The sequence below is a fragment of the Komagataeibacter saccharivorans genome, assembly GCF_003207825.1.
GTDB classification, from domain to species: Bacteria; Pseudomonadota; Alphaproteobacteria; order Acetobacterales; family Acetobacteraceae; genus Komagataeibacter; species Komagataeibacter saccharivorans.
Genome location: NZ_NKTY01000050.1, coordinates 1 through 7,357, shown reverse-complemented (window position 1 = coordinate 7,357; position 7,357 = coordinate 1). Strand labels below are relative to the sequence as shown.

Here is a 7,357-nt window from a genome sequence, read left to right as displayed (position 1 = left end):
AGGCGGGTTGACTACAAAGATCCATGCCATCTGCGACGCTCTGGGCAATCCGGTGGAACTCGGCATCACACCGGGACAGGATGCCGATATCACCCAGGCGGAACCGCTTCTGGAAAACATCGACCCGGATGCTTTCCTCGCTGACAAGGCGTATGACGCGGACAGGTTGATCGATCGGCTGATACAGCGCGGGATTACCCCGGTCATCCCGCCAAAACGCAACAGAACGACACAACGGGAAACCGATTTTTCTCTCTACCGCGAACGGAACCTTGTTGAGAGGTTCTTCAATAAACTCAAGCAGTTTCGCGCTATCGCAACCCGCTACGATAAACTGAAATCGACCTTCCTCGCAGCCGTGCAGTTCGCCTCAATCATCATCCTGCTTAACTGACGACACGCCGTAGATATTTCTCAGAATTATCTACTTTTTATCCTTATGCCATATTCCCGTTACAGCAATTAAAGGTAGAAATAAGGCAGGAATCAGCTCTCTGGCAGGAAAAGCAGTTAATCATGGCCGAAAATCTCATCGATAATCCTGATACCATAAATCAGAACGACGCAGATGAAACGATCGCTGAAGATCCTAAATTACAGCTGAACATTACCCTACAGGATTCCATAAATTCTGCTTTGTGGGAGAATAGCGTTCCCTTTTTACTAGAACTGGCAATTGATAATCAGACCGCAGAAAGCTGGCCGGAACTGGAAGTCAACCTGACAGCGGAACCACAAGCTATCCAGCCTTATACATGGCGGCTTCAGCATGTTACCGCGGGCGAATATCGGGCCCTGAAGGTGCAGGACGTTCGTCTTAATGGCCCTTGGTTGCAACAGCAGAACGAGGCATCAAATGCGGATGTGAGCTTTACCGTCACGCATGCCGGTAATGAACTGCTGAAAGAAATGCGTACAATTCGGGTGCTGGCCAAAAATGAATGGGGCGGACTATCGGGCATCCCTGATATTCTTGCTGCTTTTGTCCTGCCGAATGATCCGGCGATTTCACGTATCCTGCGTAGCGCGTCCGAAATTCTGCGGCAGGCCGGAAAAGATCATGGACTGGAAGGTTACCAGAGCAATCGCAGCAGGGTGTGGGAACAGGCCCAAGCTATCTGGTGTGCCGTTTGCGCGCTTGATATCGCCTATGTCAGCCCCCCTGCTTCCTTTATGGAAACAGGTCAGCGTGTTCGTCTGCCTTCCCAGATTGTGGAGGAACGGCTGGGCACATGCCTCGACACTGCAGTTCTATTTGCTGCATGTCTGGAAGCGGCAGGGCTCGATCCTGTTATTATTTTGACAAAAGGGCACGCTTTTTCTGGCGTATGGCTGTCAAAAACAGATGCCGTCACTTCAGTCATGAATGATCTGCCGGCACTGCGTAACCGTCTGAAGCTCGACGATATCAAGGTATTCGAAACCACGCTGGTTACACATGCCCATAAACCAGGCTTCGCGGTTGCCTGCGAGAAAGGGGAAGCGCAGCTTCGTCATGCTGACGAGGATCAAGACGATACTTTCCGTGAGGTGATTGATATCCGACGTGCTCGCCTGCGGCGTATTCTGCCCCTTTCCTTCGAAGCGTCTCAACCGTCATCAACACAGGAAAACTCTGACCTGAAAGAGGTTCCACAACCTGTTTTTGAAGCGGCCCCTGCCCTGCGGGAAGAAACAGCAGAGCAGATTGAAGAACAGATTCCTGCCACCCCGGCTGACCGTATCAGTCGTTGGTGTACGCGGCTTCTCGATATGTCCGGTCGTAATAGACTGCTAAATCTACCAAAAACTGAAAAGCAGATCGTTCGTATTGATTGCCCTGACCCGGCAGAGCTTGAAAATATTCTGGCTGGAATGCGTAACGGCGGGAAAAGTAAGGCATTGCGCCTGTGTTCCTGGCCCGATGTCATGCAGGATGGGCATGATCCTCGTGATGGTATTCTGCATCATGATCGTCAGCATGAGGATGCGGCAATTGCGTATGCCAGGGAAGCATTGAAACGCTGCGAACTACTCGTGTCACGTACGGAAAAAGGGCTTCAGTCCACATTAACCGAGTTATACCGTCGCGCTAAAGCCGCCGAGCAGGAGGGTGGCACCAATATCCTGTACCTGACCATTGGCGCATTGGCCTGGACCCGGGACACATCCGCGACGGCAGCAGAAACAAAGTGGCTGGCGCCGCTGATTCTTGTTCCGGTCATTCTTGAACGACGGAGTGTTCGGTCCGGGTTTGAACTGCGTGCCCATGCCGATGAAGGCAGGATTAACCTTACCCTTCTGGAAATGCTACGTAATGACTACAACCTGCATTTTCGGGAACTGGAAGGAGATAGCCTGCCAGAAGATGAAGCCGGACTGGATGTCGGTCACATTATTGATATCTTTCGGGCTGGGTTAAGAAAAGTTCCTGGTTGGGAAGTTCAGGACGTCGTAACCCTGACGACTCTTTCATTTGCCAAATTCCTGATGTGGAAAGATCTGCAGGACCGGAGAGAGAGTCTGCGCACCAATGAAGTTGCACGCCGTCTACTTGATGGAACATCAGGCAGGTCATCCGATACATCGGCTAATTCAGGCTTCGCAGATACAGACGGACAGCTTGATGATATGCTTGCCCAGGCGGGCCTTATTTGCCCGATGGAAGCAGATTCATCCCAGCTACGTGCTGTAGCCCGGGCTGCCCGAGGAGAAAATTTTGTCCTGATCGGGCCGCCGGGGACTGGCAAGAGCCAGACCATCACCAACATAATCGCCAATACGCTGGCCCAGGGTCGTACCGTGCTGTTTGTGGCAGAAAAACGTGCCGCACTGGAAGTTGTCCGTAACCGCCTTAAACAGATCAGTCTTGCAGAATTCTGTCTGGATCTGTTCTCTCCCAAAGCCAATAAAATGGCAGTTTTGGAACAGTTTCAGACCGCCCAGAATACTCTTGAGCAGTTCAATGAAGGTGACTGGCAAAGAACGCGTGATCAGATTGATCATATTCGTTCAGAACTGAACGCTTATGTTCATGCCCTTCATCGCCAGTGGCGCAATGGTTGGACCGCCTATCGTGCGATAGGTGCAGTGTTACGCGGCGATACCATAAAAATTATCGAGATTCCTTTGTCATGGCCGACGCCCGACGCACATGACGAAGCGGCATATGCTGCTTTGAAAAAGGCTGCAGAAGACATTTCCAGTGTGCATGAACGTATCGGTGATGTCATCAGTATTCCTGAATTGGCCGGACTCGGTCAGACGGAATGGGGACCCCAATGGGAAAAGGATTTCCTTGACGCCTCGCGAGGTGCCCTTTCCGCAGCTGAACATCTCATGGCAACAACTGAGGCTGCACGTAAGGCCCTTGCTCTTTCGTCGTCAGACTTCTCTCTGCCTGCTCTCCAGCGCCTTCGCGGACTATGCGAGCAGGTTACCAGACCTGAAGCAGCAGCGTGGGCTTTTTCTGAAAATGCAGATGAGACGCGTGATGCTCTTCATGCCGAGCAACCCCATATTGACAGGCATGGAGTGCTTGAGGGCGAATTTACATGTGAATGGCAACCAACTGTCTTTTCTCTACCACTTGATGACCTGTCAAAAAACTGGAACGAAGCCAAAGAAAAATCTGTTTTCCAGTTCCTCGCCAAAAACAAGGCTCAGAAAGCCGTTCGTAAGGCACTCGAAGCCCATACTGGCAGCCCTCTGCCAGAAGACTGCGAAGATGAACTCAAACGCCTGATTGAGATTCAACAGATCCGGACCAGCCTTGATGCGGCACCTCATACCGCAGCGGTGGGAACGATCCTATGGAAAGGGCTGGAAACAGATTTCGAAGCTGTTGACCGTTGTCATGCGTGGGGACAGGCAACGCGTGCCGCACTTGCTTCCTGTACATCAGATGTTGCGGTGCTATTGGCAGCGCGGGCCCACCTCAAAGCCCTGTTTGGAGAAGGACGCGACCTACTTGTTGATGGGGGAGCTGTCCAGCTTGTACTCGCCCAGTTCCAGACAGCTCTCGTCACGCTGGAAAGTGCCGTTCAGAAACTGGCCAGATTAAGCGGAACAGGTCTTGAGACCATTGCCCAGACCGATAACACCACTTGGCTACCTACCTTATGCACGCGCCTGAACGGCTGGATCGATAGATCCCGTAATCTTCGGGATTGGTGTAACTGGAAACTAACATGCCAACGGGCAGAAGAACTCGGATTGCGGCCACTGGTTGAAGCCGTTGAACAGGGAATGGTGCCAGCGAACGAAACCCTTGCGATATTCGAGACGAATTATGCCCGCTGGTGGCTGGCAGGTGTAGTACAGCAATCCCCGCTGCTACGTGGGTTCGTTGCCGCAACGCATGAAAAAAGCATAGAGCGCTTTCGCGCGCTTGATCGCCAGATCATGACGATGGCTTCCTACCTGACCCGTGCACGTCTGGCTGGAAATATTCCCGATGCCAGCACGCGTGAACAGGATGCAGAATATAAGGTCGTTACACGGGAAGTCGCCAAAAAAGCGCGCCACCTTCCTATTCGTCAGCTTGCGGAACGCATGCCACATGCCTTACGTCAGTTGACCCCGTGCCTCATGATGAGTCCGCTCTCCGTCGCGCAATATCTCCCGCATGATGCTCAGCCGTTTGATCTGGTCATTTTCGACGAAGCTTCGCAGATCCCTACATGGGATGCCATTGGCGTTATCGGCCGCGGTAGCCAGGTCATTGTGGTAGGAGATCCCAAGCAACTTCCCCCTACGGATTTCTTTGCGCGCGGTTCAGGTGACAGTGATGATGCACAGGATGCGGAAACGTGTGATCTGGAATCCATTCTTGATGAATGTCGTGGGGCTGGGATCCCTTCGGTCTGGCTCAACTGGCATTATCGTAGTCGGCACGAAAGCCTGATTACCTTTTCAAATCACGCCTATTATGGCGGCCAACTGGTCACCTTCCCCTCCCCGATCACGCATGATCGCGCAGTTTCATTCCGTTATGTAAGTGATGGTGTTTATCAGCGAGGTGCTGCCCGTACCAATCCTGTAGAAGCCCATGCAGTCATTAACACGGCACTGACCTATCTGCGCGATGGAACAAACCGTTCGCTTGGTATTGTCACATTCAATAGCGAACAGCAGACGCTCATCACTGACCTCCTGGATCATGCCCGTGAAAGCAATCCTGACATCGAGCATTTCTTTGGTGATGAGACCGTTGAGCCCGTCCTGATCCGAAACCTGGAAAATGTACAGGGCGAAGAACGTGATGTTATGTTGTTCTCGCTAACCTATGGCCCCGATCAGGTTGGCCATATGACAATGAATTTTGGTCCTCTCAATCGTGACGGTGGGGAGAGGCGCCTGAATGTGGCTGTAACGCGCGCACGTGACGCACTGGTTGTTTTCGGGTCTTTCAAGGCTGACAGTATCGATATCAAACGTACAAGTGCACAAGGTGTCATTGACCTGCGAAAGTTTTTAACATTTGCAGAACATGGCGCTACGGCTCTGGCAGGGATAGATCGCGGCTCCGTTGGTGATTTTGACAGTCAGTTTGAATATCAGGTCGCGTCATTACTACGCGATAAGGGATGGCAGGTCGTGCCGCAGGTTGGAGTTTCGAGCTTCCGTATAGATTTAGGCGTTGTTGATCCGGATCAGCCTTCAATTTTTCTGGCAGGAATAGAATGCGACGGCGCAACCTATCATCGCAGTGCTACGGCAAGAGACCGCGATCGCCTGAGACAGTCTGTTCTCGAACATCTCGGCTGGGTGATCCTGCGGATCTGGTCGACAGACTGGTGGACCAACGCACCGCGTGAATGTGAGCGAATACACCAGAAACTTAACGAACTTCTAACCGTATCAAGAGAAAACCGCGCCAGGGAAGAAAAAGAAGCGCGTATTATCGAGATGGGCGATCTGCCGATCTCTGATAGCATGGAGGAATCTGCATCTTCTTCCCGTGCTGGAGACCTAAACCGTGATCATGATGACGCAAGCAAAGTAGCTCTGGAGTCTTCGGCGACAGTGGAACCCGCCTTGGCGAAAAGGGCTGATATCACCAACTCTACAGGCGATAGTCTTGCAACTGTCATGCCTGACCATGACCGTTTTTTTGATACAGATTACACAGCAACTCTTACTAAACTGGTCGCGCAGCATATCGCTGCATACGGACCGATCAGGGAGGATATATTGGCGCAGACCATTTCACGTCAGCATGGTTTTGGCAGGGCCGGACGGGAAATACGCGAACGGATCATAGCCAGTATCCCATCACATTTGGAGCGAAGTAACGAGGATATCGGAACATTCATCTGGCCGGAAAAAATGTCACCTTCTGACAATGATATTGCTTTCCCTTTTCCTGAAGCCGGGGAAAGTGTCGAGCCTGCTACTCTTCCTATGGAGATGTTAATCAGCTTGGCGCGAACCTTATCCTCCCGTTATCAGGACGAAAGTAGCATCATTAACGGCATGCGTGACGCATGTGGCATGGCACGTATGGGAGGGAGTACACGTAAGCGCTGTCAGGCGGCAGCAAAAGGCGCCATGACGTGCCCCCCGGAAATGTAACCATTTAAAAGTAGAGTCCGATCGAGAAGGATACGAACGGATGAAGCGCAGTCGTTTTACGGAAGAGCAGATCATAGGGATCCTGAAGGAACAGGAATCCGGGCTGAAGGTCTCTGATCTTTGCCGTAAGCACGGGATCAGTGACGCGACCTTCTACAAATGGAAGACCCGTTATGGTGGCCTTGAGGTATCCGAGGCCAAACGGCTGAAGGCGCTGGAAGATGAAAACAGCCGCCTGAAACGTCTTCTGGCGGATGCCATGCTGTATAATGCGGCACTGAAGGAAATTGTTGGAAAAAAGTGGTAACGCCTGTCGCGAAACGGCAGGCGGTCCGACACATTCGGGAAGCTCTGGCCCTGAGTGAACGCCGAGCCTGTGCGCTTGTTGGTGTTGCCAGACGTGTCGCGCGGTATGTTTCTACCGGAGCGGACGATGCTGCCCTGCGTCAGCGCCTACGGGAACTGGCGGACCAACGACGCCGCTTTGGCTATCGCCGCCTGGGTTATCTTCTGGCGCGGGAAGGATTCAGCCCCAATCACAGGAAGCTGTTCCGCCTTTACCAGGAGGAAGGGCTGAAAGTCTGCCATCGGGGTGGCCGCAAGAGGGCACTGGGGACGCGTTCTCCCATGACCATCCCTCAGGAACCCGGGCAGCGCTGGAGCCTGGATTTTGTCTCGGATGCCCTGACCTGTGGCCGCCGGCTCCGCATTCTGGCTGTTATCGACGATTTCAGTCGCAAGAACCTGGCATTGGTTGCCGACACGTCATTATCAGGTGGACGTGTGGCGCGGGAACTGACGG

Annotated in this window: 2 protein-coding genes and 1 pseudogene; all 3 read left to right on the top strand. The window is 52.6% G+C overall.

Translation table 11 applies throughout. From position 1 onward, the window contains the following. Positions 1–394: IS5 family transposase (locus tag CFR79_RS14875; protein ID WP_110548418.1), on the top strand; the 394-nt coding region annotated here is incomplete at its 5' end. A gap of 122 nt (positions 395–516) precedes the next feature. Next, a complete protein-coding gene (locus CFR79_RS14870; protein ID WP_110548417.1) occupies positions 517–6,555 on the top strand; it encodes a DUF3320 domain-containing protein in 6,039 nt (2,012 codons plus the stop codon). Between the two features lie 40 nt (positions 6,556–6,595). Next, positions 6,596–7,357 (top strand): annotated as a pseudogene (locus CFR79_RS14865) (IS3 family transposase); the annotation flags it as partial.